25 protein-coding genes are annotated in these 25,425 nt (G+C 66.8%); 8 read left to right on the plus strand and 17 right to left on the minus strand.

What is annotated here, in order from left to right; genetic code table 11:
• Positions 1-282: 282 nt before the first annotated feature.
• From cobM to ACFVBH_RS17190, 4 genes are read right to left on the minus strand one after another with little or no spacing between them, the layout of a single operon-like run.
• A complete protein-coding gene (gene cobM, locus ACFVBH_RS17175) occupies positions 283-1,041 on the minus strand; it encodes a precorrin-4 C(11)-methyltransferase (protein WP_379002392.1) in 759 nt (252 codons plus the stop codon).
• Positions 1,042-1,059: 18 nt separating this feature from the next.
• The gene (locus tag ACFVBH_RS17180; protein WP_354985925.1) at positions 1,060-1,485 is read right to left on the minus strand and encodes a PPOX class F420-dependent oxidoreductase; all 426 of its coding nucleotides are present in this window, start codon (positions 1,483-1,485) and stop codon (positions 1,060-1,062) included.
• A gap of 54 nt (positions 1,486-1,539) precedes the next feature.
• Entirely contained in the window at positions 1,540-2,178 is a 639-nt protein-coding gene (locus ACFVBH_RS17185) for a LuxR C-terminal-related transcriptional regulator (protein WP_379002394.1), read from the minus strand.
• The gene (locus ACFVBH_RS17190) at positions 2,175-3,329 is read right to left on the minus strand and encodes a sensor histidine kinase (protein WP_379002396.1); all 1,155 of its coding nucleotides are present in this window, start codon (positions 3,327-3,329) and stop codon (positions 2,175-2,177) included. Before ACFVBH_RS17190 ends, ACFVBH_RS17185 begins: the two co-directional genes overlap by 4 nt.
• A gap of 131 nt (positions 3,330-3,460) precedes the next feature.
• Between ACFVBH_RS17190 and ACFVBH_RS17195 the strand changes: the two genes are divergently transcribed.
• The 4 genes from ACFVBH_RS17195 to ACFVBH_RS17210 all read left to right on the plus strand — a co-directional run bounded on the left by ACFVBH_RS17195 (position 3,461) and on the right by ACFVBH_RS17210 (position 7,905).
• Complete coding sequence (locus ACFVBH_RS17195; protein WP_354985922.1) at positions 3,461-4,510, plus strand: ABC transporter permease; 1,050 nt, start codon at positions 3,461-3,463, stop codon at positions 4,508-4,510.
• Positions 4,511-4,537: 27 nt separating this feature from the next.
• Complete coding sequence (locus ACFVBH_RS17200; RefSeq protein WP_379002399.1) at positions 4,538-5,266, plus strand: ABC transporter ATP-binding protein; 729 nt, start codon at positions 4,538-4,540, stop codon at positions 5,264-5,266.
• 68 nt (positions 5,267-5,334) lie between these two features.
• Positions 5,335-6,375, plus strand: coding sequence for a TIGR03617 family F420-dependent LLM class oxidoreductase (locus tag ACFVBH_RS17205; RefSeq protein WP_379002401.1), 1,041 nt, complete (start codon positions 5,335-5,337; stop codon positions 6,373-6,375).
• Positions 6,376-6,801: 426 nt separating this feature from the next.
• Entirely contained in the window at positions 6,802-7,905 is a 1,104-nt protein-coding gene (locus ACFVBH_RS17210; RefSeq protein WP_379002403.1) for a hypothetical protein, read from the plus strand.
• A 347-nt stretch (positions 7,906-8,252) separates the two neighbouring features.
• Here the strand turns inward: ACFVBH_RS17210 and ACFVBH_RS17215 are convergent, their stop codons facing one another.
• The 6 genes from ACFVBH_RS17215 to ACFVBH_RS17240 form a co-directional block, all read right to left on the minus strand.
• The gene (locus tag ACFVBH_RS17215; protein ID WP_379002405.1) at positions 8,253-8,900 is read right to left on the minus strand and encodes a nitroreductase family protein; all 648 of its coding nucleotides are present in this window, start codon (positions 8,898-8,900) and stop codon (positions 8,253-8,255) included.
• A 184-nt stretch (positions 8,901-9,084) separates the two neighbouring features.
• On the minus strand, positions 9,085-9,441 hold the full coding sequence (locus ACFVBH_RS17220; protein WP_379002407.1) for a hypothetical protein: 357 nt from the start codon (positions 9,439-9,441) through the stop codon (positions 9,085-9,087).
• 97 nt (positions 9,442-9,538) lie between these two features.
• Positions 9,539-10,270, minus strand: a complete 732-nt coding sequence (locus ACFVBH_RS17225; protein WP_379002409.1) for a hypothetical protein — start codon at positions 10,268-10,270, stop codon at positions 9,539-9,541.
• Positions 10,271-10,432: 162 nt separating this feature from the next.
• Entirely contained in the window at positions 10,433-10,933 is a 501-nt protein-coding gene (locus tag ACFVBH_RS17230; protein ID WP_379002824.1) for a GNAT family N-acetyltransferase, read from the minus strand.
• A 2-nt stretch (positions 10,934-10,935) separates the two neighbouring features.
• Positions 10,936-11,208: a DUF1778 domain-containing protein gene (locus ACFVBH_RS17235; protein ID WP_379002411.1), complete on the minus strand. Its 273-nt coding sequence runs from the start codon at positions 11,206-11,208 to the stop codon at positions 10,936-10,938.
• A gap of 2,262 nt (positions 11,209-13,470) precedes the next feature.
• Positions 13,471-13,911, minus strand: coding sequence for a hypothetical protein (locus ACFVBH_RS17240; RefSeq protein ID WP_379002413.1), 441 nt, complete (start codon positions 13,909-13,911; stop codon positions 13,471-13,473).
• 448 nt (positions 13,912-14,359) lie between these two features.
• On the opposite strand from ACFVBH_RS17240, the gene ACFVBH_RS17245 reads away from it, so the two are divergent.
• From ACFVBH_RS17245 to ACFVBH_RS17255, 3 genes are all read left to right on the plus strand, one after another.
• Entirely contained in the window at positions 14,360-15,229 is an 870-nt protein-coding gene (locus ACFVBH_RS17245) for a helix-turn-helix domain-containing protein (protein WP_379002415.1), read from the plus strand.
• The gene (locus tag ACFVBH_RS17250) at positions 15,219-15,422 is read left to right on the plus strand and encodes a DUF397 domain-containing protein (protein WP_354985909.1); all 204 of its coding nucleotides are present in this window, start codon (positions 15,219-15,221) and stop codon (positions 15,420-15,422) included. The genes ACFVBH_RS17245 and ACFVBH_RS17250 overlap by 11 nt, the downstream gene beginning before the upstream one ends.
• 266 nt (positions 15,423-15,688) lie before the next feature.
• Positions 15,689-16,114 carry a DUF4254 domain-containing protein gene (locus ACFVBH_RS17255; RefSeq protein ID WP_354985908.1) on the plus strand — a complete coding sequence of 142 codons (426 nt, stop codon included), beginning with the start codon at positions 15,689-15,691 and terminating at the stop codon, positions 16,112-16,114.
• Between the two features lie 11 nt (positions 16,115-16,125).
• Here ACFVBH_RS17255 and ACFVBH_RS17260 read toward each other — a convergent pair whose 3' ends face one another.
• From ACFVBH_RS17260 to ACFVBH_RS17285, 6 genes are read right to left on the minus strand one after another with little or no spacing between them, the layout of a single operon-like run.
• On the minus strand, positions 16,126-18,066 hold the full coding sequence (locus tag ACFVBH_RS17260) for an acetoacetate--CoA ligase (RefSeq protein WP_379002418.1): 1,941 nt from the start codon (positions 18,064-18,066) through the stop codon (positions 16,126-16,128).
• A gap of 25 nt (positions 18,067-18,091) precedes the next feature.
• Positions 18,092-18,916, minus strand: a complete 825-nt coding sequence (locus ACFVBH_RS17265) for a CoA ester lyase (RefSeq protein ID WP_354985906.1) — start codon at positions 18,914-18,916, stop codon at positions 18,092-18,094.
• On the minus strand, positions 18,913-19,401 hold the full coding sequence (locus tag ACFVBH_RS17270; RefSeq protein ID WP_354985905.1) for a MaoC family dehydratase: 489 nt from the start codon (positions 19,399-19,401) through the stop codon (positions 18,913-18,915). The genes ACFVBH_RS17265 and ACFVBH_RS17270 overlap by 4 nt, the downstream gene beginning before the upstream one ends.
• A complete protein-coding gene (locus tag ACFVBH_RS17275; RefSeq protein ID WP_379002422.1) occupies positions 19,398-20,558 on the minus strand; it encodes an acyl-CoA dehydrogenase family protein in 1,161 nt (386 codons plus the stop codon). Before ACFVBH_RS17275 ends, ACFVBH_RS17270 begins: the two co-directional genes overlap by 4 nt.
• Entirely contained in the window at positions 20,555-22,570 is a 2,016-nt protein-coding gene (locus ACFVBH_RS17280; protein ID WP_379002425.1) for an acetyl/propionyl/methylcrotonyl-CoA carboxylase subunit alpha, read from the minus strand. The genes ACFVBH_RS17275 and ACFVBH_RS17280 overlap by 4 nt, the downstream gene beginning before the upstream one ends.
• Before the next feature lie 5 nt (positions 22,571-22,575).
• The gene (locus tag ACFVBH_RS17285) at positions 22,576-24,162 is read right to left on the minus strand and encodes a carboxyl transferase domain-containing protein (RefSeq protein WP_354985902.1); all 1,587 of its coding nucleotides are present in this window, start codon (positions 24,160-24,162) and stop codon (positions 22,576-22,578) included.
• Positions 24,163-24,273: 111 nt separating this feature from the next.
• Between ACFVBH_RS17285 and ACFVBH_RS17290 the strand changes: the two genes are divergently transcribed.
• A complete protein-coding gene (locus tag ACFVBH_RS17290) occupies positions 24,274-24,864 on the plus strand; it encodes a TetR/AcrR family transcriptional regulator (protein WP_379002427.1) in 591 nt (196 codons plus the stop codon).
• 82 nt (positions 24,865-24,946) lie between these two features.
• Here ACFVBH_RS17290 and ACFVBH_RS17295 read toward each other — a convergent pair whose 3' ends face one another.
• Positions 24,947-25,390, minus strand: a complete 444-nt coding sequence (locus ACFVBH_RS17295; protein WP_354985900.1) for an SRPBCC family protein — start codon at positions 25,388-25,390, stop codon at positions 24,947-24,949.
• Between the last annotated feature and the right edge of the window lie 35 nt (positions 25,391-25,425).

Raw genomic sequence — 25,425 nt, forward strand, 5'->3', positions numbered from 1 at the left:
ACACCACGCAGCGCTCCCCACCGAAAACCCCAACAGGACGCCACACCGACCAGCGTGGCGTCCGATGCTCGAGGCTCACTTCACGTAACAATCAGACAAAGATGTACTTTGGGCTATCTCTTCAGGCAGCCGATCTTGTTACAGCGGCGAGCCCGTACCCACCGGCCATCGCCACGCCGTTTTCCTAGTCCTGCTGCTGAACACCCGAACCAATCTACCGTCCGGCGCGCCCACGCAACCACGAAGGGCCATAGCCCTGCGCTATCGCCGCATTTCGTGGTCTCAGCGAGTGATATGCGTCCTGTCGCGGCTCGGGTCGTAGAGATGCGACTGAGCGCAATCGACACTTTCGGCCAGCGCCGGGCCCACCAGAATCACTGCCGCCTGGCGCAATTCGGCCGCCTCCACGCGATCGGCGATATCGGCCAGGGTGCCGCGCAGCACGAGCTGCTCGGGCTGGCTGGCCCGGTAGACCACGGCCACCGGACAGTGCGCGCCGTACTCGGCCGCCAACTCGGCCGCCAGCGCGCGAACACGGGTTATAGCCAGATGCAATATCAGGGTGGCGCGGGTGCGCGCGAAGTTCGCCAGCGCCTCGGTCTCGGGCATCGCCGTCGACCGCGCGTGCGTGCGGGTCAGGACCACCGATTGCACCTGCTCGGGCACGGTCAACTCCGCCCCGAGGATGGCCGCCGCGGCCGCGTAGGCCGGAACGCCGGGGGTGACGTCCCACGGGATGCCCGCCGCGTCCAGCCGGGCCTTCTGCTCCGAGAGCGCCGAATAGACGGACGGATCGCCCGAGCACAACCGGGCCACGTCCTTGCCCTCGGCGTGCGCCCGCACGCAGTGCGCGATGATCTGATCCAGATCCAGGCCCTGGGTATCGATGAGCTCGGCCCCGGGCGCGCAGTGCGCGAGCACCTCGGGGTCGAGGTAGGTCCCCGCGTACAGGCACACCGGGGCGGACCGCAGCAGGTTCACCGCGCGCACGGTCAGCAGATCGGCCGCGCCCGGTCCGGCCCCGATGAAGTGCACAGTCATACCGGGGAGTCTGGCAGGTCAGGCCGAGACGTCGAAGTGCGCCTGCACCTTGTCCGGCCGCAACCGCACCACCAGCTCACCGGGCACGCCGTTGCGCCTGCCGAATTCCGCGCCGCGATCGGCGCCCATGTACCGCGCGCCGATGCGGGTGGCCGTTGCCACCAGATCGTCCAGGTCCTCGGAAATCTCCGCGACCCCCTGCACCTGCACGAAGGCGTACGGCGGCGTCTCCAGGTCCACCACCAGGCACAGGCGGGGATCCCGCGCGATGGCCTTGCCCTTGGCGGTGTTCGCGCCGGTGTTGAAGACGACGGCGTCGTCCTCCAGGACGAACCAGATCGGGGTGACCAGCGGCCGGCCGTCCGCCGCGACGAACGCGACCTTGCCGGTCCGGGTGCCTTCTTCGAGGAATGCGCGCACTGTCGGATCAGAGAGTGAGGCCATGGGAACACCGTAGGCCGCGACCCTCGCGAACCGGATGAACCAGGCGGGGTCCGCTCAGATCGCGCCGCGTTCGCGCGCCCGGGCCACCGCCGAGGTCCGGGATTTCACCCCGAGCTTGGCGTAGATGTGCACGAGATGGGATTTGACCGTGGTCTCGCTCAGGAACAGCCGGCGGCCGATCTCCCGGTTGGAATGCCCGTCGGCCACCAGCCGCAGCACCTCGATCTCGCGCGGGCTCAGGGTCGTGTCCGGCTTGCGGACCCGGGTCATCAGCCGCGAAGCGACCGACGGCGACAGCACGCTCTCGCCCGCCGCGGCCGAGCGGACCGCGGCCAGCAGTTCCGCGGGCGGGGTGTCCTTGAGGATGTAGCCGCACGCGCCCGCCTCGATCGCGCCGAGGATGTCGGCGTCGGTGTCGTAGTTGGTGACCACCAGAACATTGGGGGGCGAAGGCAATTCGCGTAGCGCGGCGGTGGCGTCGGCGCCCGAGCTGCCCGGCCCGAAGCGCAGATCCATCAGCACCAGGTCCACGCCGGTGGTCGCGCAGAACGCCACCGCGTCCTCGGCGGTCGCCGCCTCCCCCACCACCTCGATGTCCGCGCCGGAATCACTTTCGGCCACACCGGAATCCAGCAGCGCGCGCAGGCCCGCGCGCACGATGGCGTGATCGTCGGCGAGCAGAATGCGAATCATGGCTCCTCCACGGGGAACGACACGGTGACCGCGGTGTGGCCGGGTTCGGACTCCACGTTCATGGTGCCGCCCTGCTGTTCCACCCGGCTGCGCATGGCGGTGAGACCGAAACTGCCCGAGGGCGATTGCGCGAGCACCGCCGGTGCGATGCCCACCCCATCGTCCACCACGTCCAGGTGCACCGCGTCCCCGGCGTAGGTCAGGGTGACCCGCATCCGCCGTGCTCCCGCGTGCCGCACCACGTTCGACACCGCGCTCTGGGTGATGCGCACCAGCGCGGCCTCCACGGACATGGGCAGCGCGTGGGGTTCACCCTCCACCAGGACCTGCGCGTCCAGGCCGGGGGCGGCGGCGCGCTGGGTGATCCGGGTGAGCGCACTCGCGAGCGACTGCCCCTCCAGCGCGGCCGGGGTGAGTTCGGCGATGAGCTGGCGGGTTTCGACGAGACTGTCGGCGGCCGTCTCGCGGGCCAGCCGAATCTTCTCCAGCGCCGGATGATCCGGGGCGGCGCGCTCGACCGCGTGCAACAGCAACTGAATGCTGCTCAGCCCCTGGGCCACGGTGTCGTGGATCTCCTGTGCCAGGCGTTCGCGCTCGGCCATCTTGCCCGCCGTGCGCTCCTGCTCGGCCAAAGTGTTTCGGGTGGCCAGCAATTCGTCGATGAGCCGCTGCCGTTCGGCGGCCTCGCGGAACAGCGCCTCGTATCCGAGCCCGATGGCCACGGCCACCAGGGCGCCCAGCAGCGGCCCGATCACCCCGCCCATCGACCAGCCCCGGTGCCAGGCGAACCCGAACACCGAGAGCACCGTCGCCGCCAGCACCGCGAGCAGACCCCAATTACGCGGCAGCAGATGCAGATACAGGAAGAACAGCCCGAAGACCAGGTACACCGCGATGGGTTCGACGATCACCAGTCCGAGCCACATGACGGTCAGCGCGAGCAGCCACACCCGGGCCGCGGTGAGCCGTCGCCGGAACAGCCCGCCGGTGAAGTACACGCCCAGGAACGCGCCCGCGAGCACCAGCACCGCGTAGGGGTGCGAATCGGCCACGAACGCCCGCCCGACCACCACCGCCGTCAGGGCGACCACCAGCACGTGCAGGCCGACCTGGAGGCCGGAGAAGACGGGGGTCAGGGGCGAACGGTGCACGCCGACCAGCTTATGCCGGGCAACTCGGGCGGCATCCATCGAAAGTAGGAAACGCCGACCCACCGATGGCAGCCCCCGGATTCCTCCGGCGGCGCGATGGTTTCCGGCCGCCGCCGCGACAGGCTGGAGTCATGTTCGTCGCACTCCGAGATCTGCGGGCCGCCCGCGGCCGTTTTCTGCTCATCACCCTGGTGGTGACCCTGGTCGCGCTGCTCGTCACCTTCTTGAGCGGGCTCACCGCCGGGCTCGCGCACCAGAACATCTCGGCGGTGGAGTCGCTGACCGCCGAGTCGGTGGTCTTCGCCGACACCGGTTCCGGCCCGTCCTTCGACGCCTCCAGCCTCGGCCCGGACCAGGTGCGCGTGTGGCAGGAGGCGGGCGGCACGGTGGATCCCGTGGGCATCAGCCGTGCCCGCGCCACCGCGGACGGGGCCGGGGCCACCCAGGTGGCGCTGTTCGGCGTCGAAGGAACGCCTTTCGGCAATCGCACGGCAACCGAACCCGGCCGGGTGATCCTCAGCAGCGCGGCCGCCAAGGACCTGGACGCCGTGGCCGGCGACACCGTGGGGCTGGGCAGCGGCAATTTCATCGTGCAGGGCGTGACCGGCGACGACTGGTACGCGCACACGCCGGTGGTGTGGATGACGCTGTCCGACTGGCAGGCGCTCAACCCGCGGTCCGGGGCGGCGACGGTGCTGGCGGTCTCCGGGGTCGGCGACATGGCGGCGGTGAACGCGAAGGCGCGCACCACCGATACCTCCGCCGCGGATTCGCTGTCCGCCATGAGCTCCTACCAGGCCGAGAACGGTTCGCTCACCCTGATGACGGTCATGTTGTTCGCGATCTCGGCACTGGTCATCGGCGCGTTCTTCACGGTGTGGACGGTGCAGCGCATGCCCGACGTCGCGACCCTGAAGGCGCTCGGCGCGACCACCGGTTCGCTGGTCCGCGATGCGCTGGGCCAGGCTCTGGTGGTCCTGGTGGCCGGTGTGGGAGCGGGTTTGGGCGGCACGGTGCTGGCGGGCGTGTTCATCGGCGACGCAATGCCTTTCACCCTCACGCTGAGCACCACGCTGCTCCCCGCGACGGCCCTGGTCCTGCTCGGTCTGCTCGGCGCGGCGTTCGCCCTGCGCTTCCTGGCCACCACCGACCCGCTCACCGCCCTGAACCAGGCCCGCTGACAAGCCTTGTCCCCCAGGAGATTCGCCATGACCAACACCCTGACCGTCACCGACCTGACCCTCACCTTCCCCGACGGCAACGAGCGCGTGACCGCGCTCGACAAGGTGAATCTGCGGGTGGGCGGCGGCGAGATAGCCGCCATCACCGGCCCCTCCGGATCCGGTAAATCCACACTGCTGGCGGCGGTGTCGACCCTGGTCCGCCCCGACTCGGGCCGCATCGAGCTGGACACCGACGGCGGCCCGGTCGACCTGGCCTCGCTGTCACGCCGAGCGGCAACAGCCATGCGCCGCAACACGATCGGGATCGTGTTCCAGCAGTCGAACCTGATTCCCGCCCTCACCGCCCTGGAACAGCTCGAAGCCATGGCCCACCTCGGCCAGTCCCTGCTGGTCTCGCCCGCCCGCCGCCGCGCGACCCGGGCGCACGCCCGCGAGCTGCTCGACGCGGTGGGTCTGTCCGGCCACGAGAACAAGCGCCCCGCGCAGCTGTCCGGCGGTCAGCGCCAGCGCGTGAACATCGCCCGCGCCCTCATGAACGAGCCCGCCCTGCTGGTGATCGACGAACCCACCAGCGCCCTGGACCAGGAGCGGGGCGCGGCGATCATCGAGCTGATCGTGCGCATCGTCCGCGAACACAACGCCGCGACTCTGCTGGTGACCCACGACCGCGCCCACCTGCACCGGATGGACACCGTGCACCGGATGGTCGACGGCGTGCTGACCCTCGGGAGTACCGCGACAATCGCCGCATAACCGGCGTGCGACTATCGGCAAGCACCCGCTTGCCGCCCCCGGCGAGCACGAGAACGAAAAGGCTCGCCGTGGAAGTTGTGACGTCGCTGCCCGCGGACACCCCGCTGTCACAGGTGGCCGCCCGGATCCGCCGCATCGAGGCGCTCGGCTTCGATACCGTCCACGTCTCCGAGACGATCCACGACCCGTTCGCCGTCTGCGCGCTGGCCGTGGAACACAGCACCCGCCTGACCATCCGCACGTCGATGGTCGTGGCCTTTCCCCGCAGCCCGATGGTGACCGCTTTGGCGGCCTGGGACCTGGCCGGGTTCTCCGGCGGCCGGTTCCAGTTGGGGGTGGCATCCCAGGTGCGCGGCAACATCGTCGGCCGCTTCTCCACCCCGTGGACCGACCCGGTGGCTCAGCTCGGCGACTACGTCACCGCGCTGCGCGCGATCTTCGCGGCGTTCCAGCACGGAACGCCCCTGGACCACCACGGCAGCCACTACGAATTCAACCGTCTACAACCGTTTTTCAACCCGGGACCGCTCGATGTCCCGGTGCCGCCCATCTATATGGGCGCGGTGAACCGCCGCATGTGCGAGCTCGCCGGGGCACTGGCCGACGGTTTCGTCGCGCACCCGACCGGGTCGCATCCGCTCTCCCTGGAGAACCATGTGCTGCCGACCCTCGGCACTGGCGTCGTGCGCGCGGGACGCGCCGACGGCGGACCGCGAATTGTCGTGGTGCCCAAGGTGATCACCGGCCGCGACGAAGCGGCCCTGACGGCGCTACGGCACGAGCGCCGCTCCGAACTCGCCTTCCTGTACTCGACGCCCGCCTACCGGGGCACGCTGGACCGGCTCGGGCTGGGCGACATCGCCGACCAGCTCTCGGCCGGTGCGGCGGCCAAGGAGTGGGGCGCGCTGCCGGGGTTGCTGACCGACGACATGGTGGCGACGCTGGTGCCGCAGGGGACGTACGGGGAACTGCCCGCGGTGCTGGATTCCTGGTACGGGGATCGGTGTCATGGGATCGCGCTGGACGTGCCGGCGGAGCCGCACGAGGACGGGGAGTTCGGGGAGATGCTGGCCGGGATTCGGGAGATTTCGGCTCGTGGGAGTCGGTAGGAACGAGGCGCCGGGTTCGGCGTCGGCCGCGCCACTGCCTGCCGCTGCCACCGCGAGGGGATGAAAGCCGGCGCGTCAACGTGCCCCACGCTCACCGGATGGGCGTCGGTCGTTGGCTGGCGAACCCTGAATGTCAGCGCGTCTGTCGAACATCCGCTCATGCCAACGAGGGGTCTCCATCGAACGCTGCGCTGCTCGCTTCGAACGGCAGTTCCGATCGGCACTATCACGCCAGTTTATTCGGGTGTGCCTGCACCGCCTTCGGCGTACAGTTACTGCGTGATATCCCGGTGCTCGATCGTGTGTCCCGGATGCAATGTGACATTCGTGGTGAGGTTGGGCATCGCGCCCACCAAGATGACACGATTCTATGTCCCGTGTCCGGCCTGCAAACTTCCAATCCGTGGCCGATCACATGGCGAGGCTTTGGACACTTTCAAGGTTGAGTTCGAGGCCACACAACTCGCCGACGATGCAAACCACGAGATGGTAGTGACTGTTGACCCTAACGTGCCGAGTCGTTATCAATCGGTTACGTTTGACGGTCTCGGATCCGGCCCATCGCTGACTCTACTAATGCTTGCTGGAAATGATCGAATCCAAGATCTCATGATGTGCCTGTCGCGGGGAAATTACGCGGCCGAAAATCTATGGCCACAGGCCCGACGCCTATACGAATACTATCTGGAGGGCGATTGGGTAAGGTTCAACAAGATCGCCGAGGAGTTTTTCGGAGACGAGTGGACGCGAGGCGAGACTACTCATGAGCGCGCCTCTGTGGCACACCATGCGGTCGGCACGGCTTTGGCCAATATGATCGATGACCACCATGAAGCCTCATCCATCTTCATGAGGAGATTTCTCCGAAAACACATGGCAGCGATACAGAATGATCGCTACCGGGCCTTCGCAGTGGCGGAATCAGAATCAGGACGGATCAGCGCACTCCAACGATCACTACTCGACGTTACTGACCACTTCGTTCAGCGCTTCGAATGCTGGACAATGGGCGTACTGGGCAGAGTAATTCCCGATGGAAATCGCGAGGCCCTCGCTGATCTTCGATTATTCAGGGATGAATTCGACATTTTGCGCGATCTCTATCAGCAAGGCTTTGAGATTGCCTGCAAATTCTTGCGGTACCTGGTTGCCGTGCAGAATGTCATAAAGCGTGGAGATCCCGAACTTTTTGGCATCGACGTTCCCGCAGGCTTGAGCCGGAAAAATAATCCAACCGGAATTGATTCTTTCGAGAAGATGGCGAACGCGGATAAGCTGCATTACATCTCGGCCGTACCGGGCTGGGAAGGCTGGGCAAGCCTGTTAAGCAACAAGACTCGCAACGACATAGGGCATGCAACAGCAAGGCATGATTTGCGACGCGGACTGATTGTCAGCAGTGAAAATCCTGCTGGAATCCCATATATTGATATGGTAGCAAAAGTCTATGGAGTATTCGATGTACTTGCGACTTGCTTTCAGATAGTTCGCCAGATCCGTGTCGTATCTTCGCCGGACTTTATCGACTGACCGCCGACGCGGCTAAAATGTTCGGTGGAGTCTCTGCTCCACCGCTGGCAGGTATGTTCGATTTGAGATGCCACAGTGCAGTCGAAGTGACTTTGCTCTGACGAGGGTCGGCGCAGTTCAACCGATTGGGTGTCGGCAACCCATGACCGGTGCAATGGGGCGCGACCTTCCATGATGCTCTGCGGTCCGTGTGAATACGGGTGGACAGTCAGGGGTGTTGGTTGGAACGCACTGAAATGCCGCTACCGCGCGTTCCGGTTCGGTCAACGCTGGCGCGCTGACCGAACCTGCCAGCGCGGAGCACTGTCGATTCGTGCCTATCTCGTGCTGATGCAGTCAAGCTGACTTCATGTACATCCCCTGCTCGGATTTGCGACGTACACCGCTGGAGCGATTCGATCAGGACCTCGCCTGGCATCGAAGCCGTCGTGAACCACATCGGCCGCCTTCCGGCAGCGGTGATCCAAGCGGGCCGAAGGTTGTCCCTCGGCTCGATATCCAACGGTGATCGCGCCGATCGGATGGTAGTCCGCGGGCACCCCGAACTCGGCCCGAAATCGGTCGAGGTCGCGGGGCATGATCACGAGGAAACACGCTCCGAGTCCGTCGACTGCAGTTAACAGCATCGCGAACGCGGCCATCCCGGTATCGATATGCCAGTACGGCGCCGGCCAGCACGCCTCGTCCCGATCGGTCCACTCCTTGTCCTCCTCGGCATATCGATCGAGATAGATGTTCTTGTTCGACATCGGCACGATGATCATTGGCGCGTTCTGGATCGCCGGGTTCGCTCGGTACGCGTGTGGGGCGAACTTCCAGAACCGCTCACGGTCTGACTCGAGGGTGAGCACGAGAAACGCCGATCCCTGCGAGAACCCAGCTGAAGGAGCGCGCAGTGCCGCACTTACCACCCGATCGATGACATCTGCGCTCAGCAGCTCGTGGGTGTAGTTCCAAGCCATTCGCCGCTGCCGCAAGACCTCGGAAAAACCCACCGCCGCAGCCTATTCCGCACCGAACCGCCGCCGCGCCCGCTCTCGGAACCGGCTACGCGCAAACTCGGCCGCGAAACGTCCGCACATGCTGCTGATCACGCGGCTCGGCGCACGCCAGCGCGCTCTGCCGCGATCGCGAGCTCCGCGGTAGACGTGCACTCCACCGGTACGCCTGTCCGCCGATCTACGCCACCCGTCGTGGCGCGGCCTGCGCTTCGACCGCACCCTGTCCGGATCCGACAAGATCGCGCTGCCTCTCGGTGAGCACATCGCCCAGCGATACGGCGGCTGCGGCGTCGACCACGACGACCCGGTCCAGGTCGGCAAAGCCCTCAACGTCTCCCAGATGCAGGTCTCCCCCATTCTCGCCCGCACTCTCGCCGCGCTCCGCGAGCGCGCCCTGGACGAACGGGTCCTCGAGGTCGCCTAACCCATCGCGAAATCGCTGGCCGCGCAGAAGGACCGGTACCGACGCGTCGTGCTGGGCCGACGCGCCCGACCCCGGCGCGTCGACTACCGGCCTCGCGTTCCGCCGCGACAACCGTGTCCACGGAGGTGAGAGGCGGCCGGTGTGAACCAACCCCGCGTGGTCGAACGGCCCGGGTCGAAGCGTTCCGAATATCGGGCTGGGTCGCCGGCTAAGCGAGAAGAAGGTCGGCCCAGTCCTGTTGCAGGTTGACCATGTCGCAGGCCATGCCCATGGTGACCCGTTGAGCCGCGCCTGCACGGATCACGTCCTCACCGGATGCCGGGGACACGGTGCTGCGGGGAGCCTTGATGAAATTCAAGCGTGACCGGTCGGCGAACCAGACCGCCGCGGTCCGATCAAGACCCGGGAAGTACGCGCCACCACGCTCCATGAGCGCCTCTTCGACATTGTCGGACTCCAGCGACACGATGGTGTTGGCGAGCCAGTGGTACCGGGCGCGGAATTCCGGTTTGCGGTTGTGGTTCGCGAAGCCGAACGTCGCCTGTGTGTTTCTGTCCGGGCGAATGTTCATGGCCGCGTACTGATCCTCGAAACAACGACTGAGCTCGTACATCGCCTGGTGATAGCAGCCATCGGCGTCCTGGTACTGCCCGCGTGCCAGGCGATGGAGCGTCTCGACCACTGGCGGCTGGTCTGGGTTGGCCGGGTTGAAGTGGCTGCGGCGGACCGTGGAATTCACGAGTTCGATCCGCTGGTATCGGCGCCGGTGCAGGGGCTTTCCCCCCGATGCCAGGTAATCCGCGAGCGTGCCGATCCGGATGTTCAGCGCGATCGACCAATCGACATACCGATCGTTCCGGACCCCGTAGCGCACGTGCAGCTCGGTGACCTCGTTACCGTCGGCGGGGCCCACCGCGCCGACGAACTCGTTGTATTCCACACCAGGCGGGACCTTGTACGGCCGGGGTGTCGTGCTGGTACGGCTGCCTCGCCGCTTGCCCTTCGGGGACATTCCTGCCTCTGAGGATCGCAGTTATAGTGCGCGACTTGTGTTTTCGCCCGGGGAAGGCGGGATGGGTTCGGGCCGGCCGACCGCGGGGGCTCAGCCCACGCCGAAGGTGGCCAGCGCGGTCGACATCTTCATGACCAGACGCCCAGGGGTGAGCTCAACCGGGATGAAGTCGTGCCGCTCGTAGAAACTGAACGCATCGTCATCGATCGCGTCCACCACGATCAGTCGGCCGCCCGAGGCCTGCGCGGCGCCCATCATCTTGGACACCGCGTCGACGAGCAGCTCGGTGCCCAGGCCTTGCCCTTGCAGGGATTTGTCGAGCGCGAACTTGGCGAGCAGGAACGCGGGAACAGACCAGAACCCCGCGGCCATACTGGAGGAGATGCCGTCTTTGGCGCGGTCGACCAACGTCGGGGCGATGGCGTAGTACGCCTTTACCGCGGGATCCTCGTCGAACGCCCACACGTAGGTCTTGCTGGTCATCCCTTTGTCGGCCGAGAGAGCTCTGGTCTGTAGCCATTTGTTCAATACATCTTTGCCGCAATCGAATTGCGACAGATCGTGGTCGGCGGTGAGGCCGGTCGAGTACATCGTCACTTGCGTGTGTACCTACGGGGTTGGGCCACCGCCTTGGCGAGGGCGGGGGCGGGGTCCGGAACATCGAGCGAGTTCAGCATGGCGTCGAACTGCTCGGGTGCCATGAGGGTGCGGCTCGATAGCGCCAGCACTCTGTCGGCGCGTTGGATGGCCGCATTGCGGACGAAGTCAGAGAGAGTTTCGCCGACGGCTCCTGCCGCCGCCTCGATCTGATTGCGTCCTTCTTCGGCCAGTCTGATCTCGAATCGTCCTGACTTGGTGGTGCTCATCGCGTGACCTCACATGGAGTTCTGACGACCGCCCGGTGAGCTGGGGTGAAGCTTGGCGAGACATTGTCGTGGTGATCGGCGGGGATGAGTTGTTGGCTCATCCATCAATGGATGTCCTCAATGTACGGGCAATGTACGGACAAATCCAGAGATTCAGTGCAACGGACACAGAACTGTTGCGAACAGCACGCCATCTAACGCGCAGGTCAAGCCACCGTGCGACAGCCCCGCACCCACCACCGCCCGTGCCGCGGCCGCCCCACTCACACGGCGTTCCCGCGTCTGGTTGCGGCCCCGATGTCAGCGCACACGCCGAATCGATGGCAAGATGGGGCCTCTGGAGAGCGGCTTCCCAACCACATCTCTCCAGAGGCTGGACCACCTCTCAGCAGGTCACGCCTTCTCACCGCTGGTGATCAGGCGCCGGTAGGCGACCTCGCGTTTCCGCCAGTAACACGGCGGGAACGCGCGGTACTGCTCATGGGTCGTTCGGCACCCATGCTGATCCACGTAGTCCCCATCCTCGGGAACTCGTTGGCCCGTTTTCCACGTGTCGTGTGGGCCTTTGGGGTGGTGCCGTCGCTTGCTCGCCGGCATCGCGACTCCTTTCGTTGACCTGCGCGAACAGCGCCACCGTGGCGCATCGCAGGAGATGAACTGATATGCCCCGCGAACGGGAGTGAACGCTTCTTCCTCCCGTACCGGGAGGGGCGCGGGTTCCGAACCGTGACGCCGGTGCGGTGAGAACACCTCGCAATAGCCGAGCTACCCGCTACCGCGATATCCCCCGGCGCCCCGACCGAAGGACTGCTACCAGCGTCCGAACTGGCGCTAGGCGCGAATGCCCGGGAATGCACCGGGACCAGTGGCGTGAGCCATAGGCGCGACCGAATCCTTTCGAAACCACTATCGCCTTCGGGTGTGACCCGATGAATAGACACTACATCTAGTGTCCGACAGATACACACGACACGACATGTTGCGACTAACAAACGTGGGATTCGCATCCGTGAAGTCCCAGGCAGCCTCATGCACAACCCCGGACAAATGCGACTCAAGTCACAAAAGGAGCGATTGGCAAACCTACAGCGAATATCACGTCGTTCCGGCTCACTAAAACCCCTCTCGAGCTGCGCGAATACCGGTAAAGGCTCTGCTCGCGTCAGGCCAACTCGGTTGGCGCACAACGATGTCCACGCCCATGCCAACGGAGGCGCGCACCGCGCCCTCCGGTCACGTTCGGGCAGAACGCAAGAACACCCGCACCCCAGCACAACTCACCTCCCGCAGCACCGCAGGGATATCGCTGACCGCGCGCACTGCCCGTCTGCGTGCCGGACTGCGAGAGCCTCGAATCGGTCGACCCTTCTCTAGGAAGGGAATTCGTGACCGCCGATCTCGTTCCGGCACCGCCCAGCGTGCTCGTACCCGCCGACCTGGCCGCCCGGCTCGACCTGCTCGACGCCGTCGCCGTCGCACGTCGCCCGTCACTGTGGACACGTACCGGGTCCGCCTGGCCGAGACCAGCCAGACCTGCGGCCGAGGTAAAGCCGCCGCGATCAACCTCGCTCAACTCCGCCAAGTCTGCAACGCCATGCCCGTCACCCTCGCCGGACACCGCGACTGCGCCATCGTCCTGGTCGGTTTTACCATCGCTGCGCGCCGCTCGGACCTGGCTGCCCTGGACGTCGCCGACATCACCGAGCACGCCGAGGGCCTCACCGTGCACGTTCGGTACAGCAAGACCGGCCCCGCCACGCCGCGGTGGTCCGCAGCTCCCACCCCGCCACCTGCCCCGTGCGCGCGGTCCATGACTGGCTCGACACCTCCGGCACCGCCGAGGACCCCGGCCCGCTGTTCCGGCCCATCGACCGGAACGGCAACCTCGGCGCCGCCCGCATGTTTCCCCACACTGCGGGGAGATCGTCATCCGCGCCGCCGCGACCGCGTAGGTGAACACGTACCTGACCGGACACAGCCTGCGCGCCGGACTCGCCAGCGAAGCTCGCCGCGCCGGACACGACGCCAAAACCATGGCCGCACAAGGCGGCTGGTCACCGAACTCGGCGCAGCTGTACGGGTACCCCGACGGACGGCTCCGGCCAGATCCGAGCACGGTGATGACACCGACCCGGCCCGGGGTAACGACACCTCCGCCGATCTACGACCGGCCGGAGCCGTCGCGCTGCTCGACCGGGCGAAGGTCGCCGGTCACGCAGCCGACGTTGTACGCGCCGGGGCTGTGGCTGTCATCGAGATACGTCAGTCCACCACCCTCAGCGCGGGCCGTTGGGGGGCGACGGGCTGGTGGCGCGGGTACCGGATCCCGGTCGCGACCAGAACATCGACGTACTCGCGCAGCCTTGTCAGGCCACCGCAGAGATCCGACAGCGCGGACACGAGCACCACGTCGACCGGGCTCTCATCGATGTCCTCGATGATGTGGTCGACCGGGCATTCGGTGTCCTCGTCGATCAGGATCAAGTCCCTGGCGGTCGGTTTCGTCATGCCGGAGCGCCAGTGAAGGCCCCTACTGCGCCGCACATGGTCGAGCCACTCCTCCGACGCGTCCACGTCGAGGGCGACGAACGCCTCGTGGATGACCGCCACGGCGGTCTCGCGGGCGGGTAGTTCCACCACCGTTTCGACCACGCGCAGCGACGAGGTCCCGCCGCCCCGGATCAGCGTGAACGGCCGCGTCATTCGGCACCGCCCACTCGGGCGCTGAGCACATTCGTTCCGAGCGCCTGCCGAGCACGCAGCGCCACCATGCAGGAGTCACCGCAATCCTGATGCAGCCCAATCAGTTTCGTAGCCGCGGCCAGCGAGAGCGAGCCGGGATCTTCACATTTGAGTAGTCCAGTGCCGGTAATCATCGCTATCGCGTCCTCCCAGATGCGCGACGAGGGTGGAGGTGCCCAGGTCTCACAGATTCGCCTCGAGCTGTCCGCCCGGGTGGTGATCCGTTGGACTGGGCGCACTCTCATGCAACACCGGCATCACCCCTGATCACGGCATAAATCGGAAATTCTGAAACAGAATTTCCGAAAGCCCAGGACGCGTTCCGATTTCATGGCACGATCGTTCTGATTCGGAATGTTTGGCGTTCCGAATCAGAACGCGAAACGTTCCGAAATGGAGGGGACGTAGGATGGCCAGCGAGGGAAAGAGTCTGCCCCTGAGGGAACTTGGTCGTCTCTTACGGAGGTGGCGCGAGGATCAGGGGCTGAGCCTGGAGGAAGCGGCGAACAGCATCCGGGGCATCAAGAAGACCGCCCTACACACGCTGGAGAAGGGTGGCAAGGCCAACCCGAAAGAGAACGACATCTTGGAGATCTGCAGGACGTACGGCATGGATGCTCACAGCACGGCCGCCGCCGTGGGGCTCGCCACGCAAGCCGCGAGCGCCGACTGGTGGTGGCACCCGTACGGAGGTCTCATCCCCGCCGAGTTCGATGTGTACATGGGCTTGGAATCGATGTCGCACAAGCTCACCTCCTTCCAGCCCAACCTGATCCCCGGACTGCTCCAGACTTCCAGCTACGTGCTGGCACTCCTGCGCAAAGAACGCCCGAGCGCCGACCCGGACGACTGGGAGAAGCGCGTTCAGATCAAGGCCGGCCGCAAGCGAATCCTGACCCGAGCCAACCCCATCGAGTTCGATGTCGTCATCGGCCAGGCTGCCCTGCATCACGTCGTCGGCGGGCCGGACACGATGGCCGCGCAACTTCGGCACCTCACCGAGATGACCGGCCTTCACCCCAACATCTGCTTGCGGGTCCTCCCATTCGAAGCGGGGTTCCCCAGCGGAGTCGCCGTCCCACCTTTCGTGATCCTCGAACGCCCCGAACAGCGGACCGTGTTCCTGGAGAACGTGCGGGGCGGCATCTACCTGGAGAAGAAGGCCGACCTCGATTTCTATGACCTGACGTACGAAACCATCCGTCAGGCATGCAAAACCCCCCAGGAAAGCCAGAGCCTGCTCACGCGGATTGCAAAGGAGTACGACCGTGAACGATGAACTGAACACCGCCGTCTGGAAGAAGAGCAGCTTCAGCCAGCCTTCTGGAGAGTGCGTCGAGGTGGCACGCCTTTCCGGCGGAAGAGTGGGCGTACGTGACAGCAAGAACCCCGGCGGCCCGGCGCTGGTCTTCACCCCGGGCGAATGGAACGCGTTCATCTCCGGTGTCGAAGGCGGCGAATTCACCCTCTGAGGGATACGGACGACCATAATCGTTCACATGCCGGAAGACACCGAAACCCCCGGTACACCTGGGGGTTTCGTCGCTCCTGCCGCCTGGCGGCGAAGCAGGCCGGGGTCGAACCGCGGGCGTCATCGAGCGGTGGATTTCGGGGGTGTTAATCGCCGGTTCGTCCTCACCACAACAACCTCCCCCTGTTGGAAAACAGGTCATGTTCCCGTCACATCCACTGGTTAGTCTTTTCGGAATTCGCAGTTCGCGGTAGAGGAGTCGTCACAATGACGGACACACTTCCGAGCAAGACCCAGGTGCTTCGCGCCTGCCGAGGCACCCACTCCCCCGGCCACCCGGTGCTACGCGCTGCCCACGATCTCACCGAGATCCACGAACGGCGATTAGCCGCGCTTCCGGAGCATCTAGCCGAATTGGAGCTGATGCGAACCGATTTGGTGCGCGTCATCGACTGCTGGGTGACGGCGCAATTACCGCCCTCGCACGGCGCGGCCAGGGTGCACACCGAAACCATGGGGGCCGTCATCGATCGCCTGGCGCAATTGACCGCCAGCGCCTATGCCGCACTGGCACACGCCACCGGCAAGGATCTCGCCATAGTCTGGGAGAACCTCGCCGAATTGGCCGTGGGCTACGAGGATTTGGCCTCGGAGGTCTGCACCGGCCGCCGCCGGTTACCCGGTACGCACTGAGTCCGCGGCGGCTACTTCGCCGGCGGGCGCAGCGTGGCGTACCAGTCGAGGAGTTCGGGAGCGTCCACCGCGGTGGGCGCTACCACCTTCGCCGGATCCGCACCCTGGAAGATCTTCTTGATCGGTACCTCGAGCTTCTTGCCCGTGCGCGTGTGCGGGATGCCCGGTGCCTCGAGAATGTGATCGGGCACGTGCCGGGGCGAGACCTCGGTGCGAATGGCGGCATTGATGCGAGATTTCAGCTCGTCGGTGAATTCCGCACCGGGAGCCAGGGTTACGAACAGCGGCATCCAGTAGCCGCCGTCGGGCTGTTCCGCGCCGATGACCAAGGCTTCGGCGATTTCGGGCAGTCGTTCCACCGCCTGGTAGATGTCGGCACTGCCCATGCGAATGCCGTGCCGGTTCAGCGTGGAATCCGAGCGGCCGTGCACGATGACGCTCTCGTGCTCGGTGAGCGTGATCCAGTCGCCGTGCCGCCAGACGCCGGGGTACATGTCGAAATACGCGTCGCGGTAGCGGGATCCGTCCGCGTCGTCCCAGAATGCCACCGGCATGGACGGCATGGGCGCGGTGATCACCAGTTCCCCGACCTCCCCGTGCACCGGTTTGCCGGATTCGTCCCAAGCCTCCAGGGCTACACCGAGATACGGCGCGGAGAGTTCACCGGGCCACACCGGAACGGTGCGTACGCCACCGATGAAGGCCGACACCACGTCGGTGCCACCGCTGATCGAGGCCACCGGCACGCGGTCACCGACATTGTCGCGCAACCACAGTGACGAGGACGGCGGCAGCGATGATCCGGTGATGCCGACCAGGCGCAGCGCGGACAGATCATGATCAGCGCGGGGCACCGATCCGGCCTTGGCGCACGCCAGCACGTAGCCGGGGCTGGTGCCGACGACGGTCGCTCCCACGCGAGACGCGATGGCCCACAGCGCATCCGGGGTGGGCGCCGACGGACTGCCGTCGTAGCAGACGATGGTCGCGCCCACCAGCAGTCCGGCGACCTGGAAGTTCCACATCATCCAGCTCGGGCTGGTGTACCAGAAGAACGTATCGTCCGGACCGATATCCGACTGCAGCGCAACCGCTTTCAGATGCTCGAGCACGACTCCGCCGTGCCCGTGCACGATGCCCTTGGGCTTGCCGGTGGTGCCGGAGGAGAACAGCACCCACAGCGGATGATCGAAGGCGACGGGTTCGGCGACCAGCGTCGCCGAATCCCCCGCGCGCTCGATGTCCGCCCAGGACAGCGCATCCGGCACGTTTCCGCCGAACCGCGACACCACCACCGTGGCGGCCAGGGACGGCAATCCCGCGCGCAGCGCCGCGATGTCGGCGGTCTTGTCGTGCGTCTTCCCGCCGAATCGATACCCGTCCGCGGTGATCAGCACCTTCGGTTCCAGCTGCCCGAGCCGATCCAGCGCGGCCTGGGCGGAGTAGTCCTGCCCGCACGCGCTCCACACCGCACCGATGCTCGCGGTGGCGAGGAACGCGATGACCGCTTCCGGGATGTTCGGCAGATAGCCCGCGACGCGATCCCCGGCCGCCACGTCGTGCGCACGCAATACCGCCGCGAAAGCCGCTGTCGCACCGATCATGTCGGCCCAGGACAGTTCGGTGACGCTGCCGTCCTCGTCCACTCCGAGGATGGCCGGGCGATCGGTGCGCGCCCGGCGCAGCACGTGATCGGCGTAGTTCAGCTCGGTGCCCGGAAACCACCGCGCGCCGGGCATTTCCGCCGATTCGAGCACTTCGTCCCCGCGCTCGCCGACGTCGAAGTAGTCCCAGAGCGCACCCCAGAAACCGGGCAGATCGGCGACCGACCACTGCCACAGCGATCGATAGTCCGGCGCCTGTACCCCGGTTCGCCGCCGCACGAAATCCGCGAAATCGGTGACCCGCGCACCGGCGATATCCGCCGTGCTCGGCACCCACTGTGGTTCCACCGTCAATCCTCCTACGCTGCGCTGCCTACGACGCGGATTCGGCGGTCTGCGCCCGCTGCACGATCCGCTCGGCCTGCCGGATGACCGGCATGTCCACCATGCGGCCTTCGAAGGTGAAGACCCCGGGCTGATTCGGCACTTCCGCCAGTAGCCTGCGCGCCCAGTCGACCTCGGCGGGCGCGGGCGCGTACGCGCGGCGGATGACCGGTATCTGACTCGGATGAATGGCGACCTTGGCATCGAAACCGATGGCGATCGCGTCCTGTGCTTCCGCTGCCAGCCCGTCCAGATCCGGGATGTCCAGGTACACCGAATCGAGCGCGAGTTTGCCGTACGCCTTGGCCGCCAGCAGCGATTGCGAGCGCACGTGCCGGCACACATCCCGGTAGCTCCCGTCCGCGTGCCGCGATGCGTTGCCGCCCAGCGCCGCGATGAGATCCTCCGCGCCCCACATCACGCCGATGGCGTTGCGCGCCATGAGCGCTCGTCCCACCGCCATGGCTCCCAGCGGGGATTCGATCAGCGCGATGACCTCGTGGTCCCCGAGTTGGGTGATCTGTTCGGCCGATTCGCATTTGGGCAGCATGATGCGCCGATAGTCGGTGCGCGCCAGCGCATCCAGGTCGAGCATGTGCTCGAGCGTGCCCGCCGCGTTCACCCGGACAACGGTACGTTCGGGGTCCTGCGGGTGCTCGATGAGCGCGGTGCGGGCGGCCGCCTTGTCGATGTCGGCGACCCCGTCCTCCAGGTCGATGATCACCACATCGGCCGCGGCCAGGGCCTTGCCGTAGCGCTCGGGCCGGTCGGCGGGACAGAACAGCCACGCCGGTCCCGGCATGTCCCAGCTCATGCCGGCCGCTTTCGCACGAGCGTCTTGCGATGGGCGGTAGCCACCACGTCCCCGTGTTGATTGCGTCCGGTGTGCGCGAATGTCACGATGCCCTCCCCGGGCCTGCTCTTGGACTCCCGCAGGTCCGCGATCTCGGTTTCCGCGTACAGCGTGTCACCGTGGAACAGCGGCTTCGGGAATGCGATGTCGGAGAATCCGAGATTGGCGACGATGGTGCCCTGGGTGAGCTGCGCGACGGAGAGTCCGACCAGGGTCGAGAGCGTGAACATCGAGTTCACCAGGCGCTGGTTGAACGGCTCCTGGGTCTCGGCGAAGGCCGCGTCCAGATGCAGCGCCTGGGTGTTCATGGTCAGCGTGGTGAACAGGACGTTGTCCGCCTCGGTGATGGTGCGCCCGGGCCGGTGCTCGTACACCACGCCGAGTTCGAATTCCTCGAACCACAATCCGCGCTGCACGACTCGCCGCCGGGTCCCGTTGTCGGTCACAGGCCCAGCTCCCGCCCGATCAGCATCAACTGCACCTCCGTGGTGCCCTCACCGATTTCCAGGATCTTGCTGTCGCGATAGTGCCGCGCCACAGCGTAGTCGTTCATGAAACCGTAGCCGCCGAAGATCTGGGTGGCGTCGCGGGCGTTGTCCATGGCGGCTTCGCTGGCGACGAGTTTGGCGATGGACGCCTGCTTCTTGAACGGCTTGCCCGAGAGCATGAGTGCGGCCGCGTCGTAGTAGGCGGTGCGGGCCATATGGGCGCGCACCTCCATGCGGGCGATCTTGAAGGCGATGGCCTGGTTGCTGCCGATCGGCCGGCCGAACGCCTCGCGCTCCTTCGCGTACTTGACGCTCTCGTCCACGCAGCCCTGGGCCGCGCCGACCGAGAGCGCGGCGATGGCGATGCGGCCCTCGTCCAGGATCCGCAGGAAGTTGGCGTAGCCGCGCCCCTGCTCGCCGAGTAGGTTCTCCGCGGGTACCCGGACGTCGGTGAAGCTCAGCGGATGGGTGTCCGAGGCGTTCCAGCCAACCTTGTTGTAGGCGGGCTCGGCGACGAATCCCGGTGTGTCCGTGGGGACCAGGATGGTGGAGATCTGCTTCTTGCCGTCGGTGGTTCCGGTGACGGCGGTGACGGTCACCAGGCGGGTGATGTCGGTGCCGGAGTTGGTGATGAACTGCTTGCTGCCGTTGATGACCCAGGTGTCGCCGTCCAGCACCGCGGTGGTGCGGGTGCCGCCCGCGTCGCTGCCCGCGCCGGGCTCGGTCAGGCCGAAAGCGGCCAGGGCGCGACCGGAGGTCAACTGCGGCAGCCATTCCCGCTGCTGCTTCTCGTTGCCGAAGCGGTAGATCGGCATGGCGCCCAGTGAGACACCGGCTTCCAGGGTGATGGCCACGCTCTGGTCGACCTTGCCGAGTTCCTCGAGCGCCAGGCACAGGGCGAAGTAGTCGCCGCCCATGCCGCCGAATTCCTCCGGGAACGGCAGGCCGAACAGGCCCATGTCCGCCATGCCCGCGATCACTTCGTACGGGAAGCTGTGCTCGGCATCGTGCTTCGCGGCGACCGGCGCCACCACCTGGTTGGCGAAATCGCGCACGGTGAGGGCCAGTTCGCGGTACTCGTCCGGCAGCGTGCCGGTGGACAGGAAGTCGGTCATGAGGGCGTGTGCTCCTGGTTTTCGGCGGTGATGATGCGGGCGAGCGGCTGATCCAGGCGGACCTGCGCACCCGGTGCGACGAGAAGTTCGACGCGCCCCGCGACCGGGGCGGTGAGCGCGTGCTCCATCTTCATGGCTTCGACCACGACGACGGCGGTTCCGGCCGCGACCTCGTCACCGGTGGCGACCGGGGTGGCGATGACCGATCCGGGCATGGGGCTGGTGATCTCGGCATCGCCCACATGCGCGCCGGCACTGCGGATATCGGCCTCGGCGACCTCGCGCAGCAGCGCGACGCCGGTGGCGTCGGCGACCCAGAGCTGTTCGTCCAGCGCGGCGACGCCGACCCGGGTGCGCAGACCGTCCAGGGTGAGGATCACCTCGCCGTCCGTCGAGGTGGCGGTGAGGGAACGCTTCGCACCGTCCTCCAGCCACACCTGCGCGTCGCCGGGGGCGCCGGTGAGGTGCACGTGTTCGGTGCGATCGCCGCCGACCAGCCGGAAGGTGGTGGGCGCGGGTGCGCCGACCCGCCAGCCGGTCGGGGTCGCCCACAGGTCGCCCGGGGTGCTCGGCCAGCGCCGCAGCCACAGCCGGACGGCCGCGGCGATGAACTGCTCGTCGGTGACCGGGGCGGGCGTGAAGTCGCCCGCGCGGCGGTCCAGGAGACCGGTGTCCAGATGTCCGGCGCGGACATCGGGGTCGGCGATCAGGAAGCGCAGGAAGTCGATATTGGCGCGAACACCCATGATTCGGGTATTCCGCAGCGCGGTATCGAGTTTCGCCAGCGCCCGGGTGCGATCGGGGGCGTACGCGATGACCTTGGAAAGCATGGGGTCGTAATCGGTGCCGACCACCGTGCCCACGCGCAGGCCCGAATCCACCCGGACGCCATCGCCTTCGGGTTCGGACAGGTCCAGCACGGTGCCGCCGGTGGGCAGGAAGCCGCGGCCCGGATCCTCGGCGTACACCCGCGCCTCGACGGCGTGGCCGGTGAGGCGGATGTCGGACTGCTGCACGGACAGCTTCTGCCCGGCGGCGATCCGAACCTGGCATTCCACCAGGTCCACGCCGGTGACGAGTTCGGTGACCGGGTGCTCCACCTGCAGGCGGGTGTTCATCTCCATGAAGAAGAACTCACCGGGATTGTCGGCGGAGACGATGAATTCGACGGTGCCCGCGCCCACGTAGTCCACGCTGCGCGCGGTATTGCAGGCGGCCGCTCCGATGCGGGCCCGGGTCTCGGCGTCCAGCAGCGGGGACGGGGCCTCCTCGATCACCTTCTGGTGGCGGCGCTGCAGACTGCATTCGCGTTCGCCCAGGTGCAGCACGTGGCCGAACTCGTCGGCCAGGATCTGCACCTCGATATGCCTGGGGCGGTTGACGAATCGCTCCAGGAACAGGGTGTCGTCACCGAAGGCCGCCCCGGCTTCGCGGCGGGCGCTGATCAGCGCGTCCGGGAGCAGGGCGGGGTCGTCGACGCGGCGCATACCCTTGCCGCCACCGCCCGCGGACGGCTTGACCAGCACCGGGTAGCCGATATCGGTTGCGGCGGCGATCAATTCGTCGTCCGTCAGGCCCGGGCGGGCGATACCCGGCACCACCGGCACGCCGTAGGCCGCGACCGCGTTCTTGGCGGCGATCTTGTCGCCCATGACCTCGATGGCGCGCGCGGGCGGCCCGAGGAAGGCGATGCCCGCCTCGTCCAGCGCGGCCGCGAAGGCCGAATTCTCGGACAGGAAGCCGTATCCGGGGTGCACGCCCTGTGCGCCCGAGCGCACGGCGGCGTCGACGACCTTGGCGATGTCCAGGTACGACTCGCGGGCCGCGGCCGGGCCCAGGCGCACGGCCACGTCGGCCTCGTGCACGTGGCGGGCATCGGCGTCGGCGTCGCTGTACACCGCGACCGAGCGAATTCCCATGGTGCGCAGCGTGCGAATGACGCGGACCGCGATCTCGCCGCGATTGGCGACCAGCACCGTGTCGAACCCGACGGGATGGGCTTTGTTCATCATCTCGATCACATCCGGAAGACGCCGTAGGAGACGTCTTCCAGCGGTGCTTGTGCACACGCCGAAAGCGCCAGGCCGACAATGGTTCTGGTATCCGCGGGGTCGATGACGCCGTCGTCCCAGAGGCGCGCGGTGGAGTAGTAGGGATTGCCCTGTGCCTCGTACTGATCGCGGATGGGGGCCTTGAAGGCCTCCTGATCCGCCTCCGACCAGGGCTTTCCGTTGCCGTCGAGCTGGTCGCCGCGCACGGTGGCCAGCACGGAGGCGGCCTGCTCGCCGCCCATCACCGAGATGCGGGCGTTGGGCCACATCCACAGGAAGCGCGGGGAATACGCGCGCCCGCACATGGAGTAGTTGCCCGCTCCGTAGGAGCCGCCGATGACCACGGTCAGCTTCGGCACACGCGCGCACGCGACGGCGGTGACCATCTTCGCGCCGTGCTTGGCGATGCCGCCGGCCTCGTAGTCGCGGCCGACCATGAAGCCGGTGATGTTCTGCAGGAACAGCAGCGGGATCTTGCGCTGGTCGCACAGTTCGATGAAATGCGCGCCCTTCATGGCGGATTCGGCGAACAGCACGCCGTTGTTGGCGACGATGCCGACCGGATGGCCGTGGATGCGCGCGAAGCCGGTGACCAGGGTGCGGCCGTATTCGGCTTTGAATTCGGTGAATTCGCCGCCGTCGACCACGCGGGTGATGACCTCGCGCACGTCGTACGGGGTGCGCAGGTCCACCGGCACGACGTCGTACAGCTCGTCCTGGGGTGCGATGGGATCCACGGTGGGCGCCACGTCCCACGGCACGGGGGTCTTCGGGCCCAGGGTGGCGATGATGTTGCGCACGATGCGCAGCGCGTCCTGATCGCTGTCCGCCAGATGGTCGACCACGCCGGAGGTGCGCGCGTGCAGATCACCGCCGCCGAGTTCCTCCGCGGTGACGACCTCGCCGGTGGCGGCCTTCACCAGCGGCGGGCCGCCCAGGAAGATGGTGGCCTGATCTCGCACGATGACGGTCTCGTCGCTCATGGCCGGGACGTACGCGCCGCCCGCGGTGCACGAACCCATGACCGCCGAGATCTGCGCGATGCCCTTGGCGCTCATGTTCGCCTGGTTGAAGAAGATGCGGCCGAAGTGCTCGCGGTCGGGGAAGACCTCGTCCTGGCGGGGCAGGAACGCGCCGCCGGAGTCGACCAGGTAGATGCACGGCAGGTTGTTCTGCAGCGCGATCTCCTGCGCGCGCAGGTGCTTCTTCACCGTCATCGGGTAGTAGGTGCCGCCCTTGACCGTGGCGTCGTTGGCGATGATCACGCATTCGCGCCCGGCGACGCGGCCGATGCCGCCGATGACGCCCGCACCCGGGCATTCGTCGTCGTAGAGACCGTTGGCCGCGAGCGGCGAGAGCTCCAGGAAGGGCGATCCCGGATCCAGCAGCTGGTCCACGCGCTGGCGGGGCAGCAGCTTGCCGCGGGCCAGGTGGCGTTCACGGGACTTCTCGGGTCCGCCCAGCGCGCTGACCGCCAGCCGTTCCCGCAGTTCTCGCACCAGCGCGAGATGCGCGGCCCGATTACCGGTCCGCACTTGTTCGGTGACCGTCATGCGCTGTACCTCTCCACGGGGTTGATCCTGACGCTCGGTTAATCCCCACTAACTCGAAAATAAGATAATCTTCACTAACTGAGTTGTCCAGGACCGGCGAAGGGAGCAGCGGTGACCAGCAGCGATACCGTCGCCCCGACGCGTCGCGAACAGCTCAAGGCACAGCGCAGGCAGCAATTGCTGGAGGCGGGCGCCCGCCTGATCGCGGATCGCGGGTTCCTCGGCATGCGGCTCGACGATCTGGGCGCGGCGGCCGGTATCAGCGGACCGGCGGTCTATCGGCACTTCCCCAACAAGGAGGCCCTGCTCGTCGAACTCCTGGTCGGCATCAGTCAGCGCCTGCTGGAGGGCGGCCGCGCGGTGTCGGCGGCAGCGGACTCCCCCGCCGCGGCCCTGGACGCCCTCATCGACTTCCACCTCGACTTCACCCTCGGGGAGCCCGAGCTGATCCGCATCCAGGATCGCGATCTCGAGAATCTGCCCGAGGGCGCGCGCCGCCAGGTACGCCGCACCCAGCGCCAGTACGTCGAGGTCTGGGTCGCCGTTCTGCGCGACCTGCACCCCGATCTGCCCGAGGCGACCGCACGCGTCCAGGCCCACGCCACCTTCGGCCTGATGAACTCCACCCCGCACAGCGCGCCGCCGGCGACCCGCGCGCGGCCGATCCTGCGCCGCATGGCCTCGGCCGCGCTGCGGCCATAGGCGGCGTCCACCCGCGTCGCCGCGAAATGCGCTGAAGCAGAACACCGGAACGCTCCGTGCCGCCGCACACGGCCGGCCCGGCTCAGATACCGCGGAGTTCGCTCTCGGCCGTGCGCAGGACCATGTGGAAGCCCGTGCGGATGACCGGCAGGAACATCGCGGTCCAGAGGCCGGGCAGGATCGGCGACGCTATCTCGAAGGTCGAGAACCAGCGGACCTGGGTGCCGTGCGGGACGGCCTTGAAAGCGATGAAGCCTTCCTGATGTCGCAGGGGCGGAACCGATTTCAGGAGCCGGTAGCGCACGAGTTCGGGTGGGTTGTACTCGACTATCTCCTCGGTGAGACGGATGAGGGGGGTGACTATGAGACGCACCGCGCCGACGCCGTGACCGTTGGTGTTGCCGGGACGGACCAGGGTGACGCGGCGGCACATCGGGACGCGCTGGAAATTGGTGGCGTCGGTCATCCAGTCGAAAACGTCGGGCAGGGGGGCTCGGAGGGTGCGCTCAACATCGACCGTGCGCATGCCGGCTCCGTTCTGCTCTGCTCGGATCTCTGGGC

This window comes from Nocardia sp. NPDC057668, from assembly GCF_042799795.1.
GTDB lineage: Bacteria > Actinomycetota > Actinomycetes > Mycobacteriales > Mycobacteriaceae > Nocardia.